The following is a 1,115-nucleotide window of genomic DNA, read 5'->3' as shown; positions in this document are numbered from 1 at the left end:
AAACCGGCTGGGCTACCGAGCGGGTAGCCGCCACTTGAGATGGGGCGCGCAGGTAACAGGGGTAGTCCCAGCGCTTTGCGCATGTGGTATGTGGTGCCCTGGCTTCCACGCCGGCACGGATAGAAGGTAGTCCGGCCAATAGGCCGGTATTGAGCCAACCCCCGACCTGGTCTCGCCGCCCGCGTCAGTCCCCGCGAAGGAAAGAAAGCTTGCAAGGAGGAGAGTATCGGCACGTCAGACATCCATGACTGAAATCCAATACTCAGACTCAGGGGTTGACACCCTCGCCCTCATAGAAGGCCGGTTTCGCCATCGTCTTGCGACGATGGCCAGCGCCTTCCTCTCCGCAGACTGACACCGTGGAACTCACGGCGATGTGACACAGGTTCACGGCGGCGTTGATGTCGCGGTCGTGAATCGTCCCGCACGCGGGACACGTCCATTCGCGCACGGCGAGCGCCAAGATGCCCAGCGTGTGTCCGCAGGTCGAGCACGTCTTGCTGCTGGCGTAGAAGCGCTCGGCCACCACAAGCTCGCCACCGCGCATGCCCGCCTTGTACTCCAGTTGCCGCCTGAGTTCGAAGAAACTCATATCAGCGATGGCGCGGGCCAGATGGCGGTGCTTTACCATGCCGCGCACGTTCAAGTCCTCGATGCCGATGGTGTGGAACCGGCGCGTGAGATCCGTTGTGAGCTTATGCAGGGCGTCCGAGCGGATGGCGGCGATGCGGGCATGCAGCTTCGCCAGCTTTGCCTTGGCCTTGCGGCGATTGGCCGATCCCTTCTGCTTGCACGACAGGCTGCGCGAGAGCCGTCGCAGGCGGTCCAGCAAGACTTTGTGGGCCTTGGGGCCTGGGATGGCTTCCCCCGTGGAGAGCGTCGCCAGCGCCGACACGCCCAGATCGACACCCACCGCGCCTTGGTTTTCGGCTTGGGGTAGATGCGAACGGTCGGGGGTGTCTACGGCGATGCTGACGAACCAGCGGTCGGCCACACGGGAGACCGTGGCCGACATGCTCTTCCCAGCAAAGCGCAACGTCTCGCGCATGCGCACCCAGCCCAGGTTGGGGATGCGAATGCGTGAGGCGTCGATACTGAACTGATCGTTGGTGAGC

At 63.6% G+C, this 1,115-nt stretch carries 1 protein-coding gene; it reads right to left on the bottom strand.

The features are described 5' to 3' along the window. Positions 1 to 268: 268 nt before the first annotated feature. Positions 269 to 1,115: RNA-guided endonuclease InsQ/TnpB family protein (locus RM96_RS36165; RefSeq protein ID WP_039016580.1), on the bottom strand; the 847-nt coding region annotated here is incomplete at its 5' end.

This window comes from Cupriavidus sp. IDO (assembly GCF_000812465.1).
Classification (GTDB): Bacteria; Pseudomonadota; Gammaproteobacteria; order Burkholderiales; family Burkholderiaceae; genus Cupriavidus.
The sequence above is the reverse complement of the archived record's forward strand: the minus strand, read 5'-3'. Positions and strand labels throughout refer to the sequence as shown.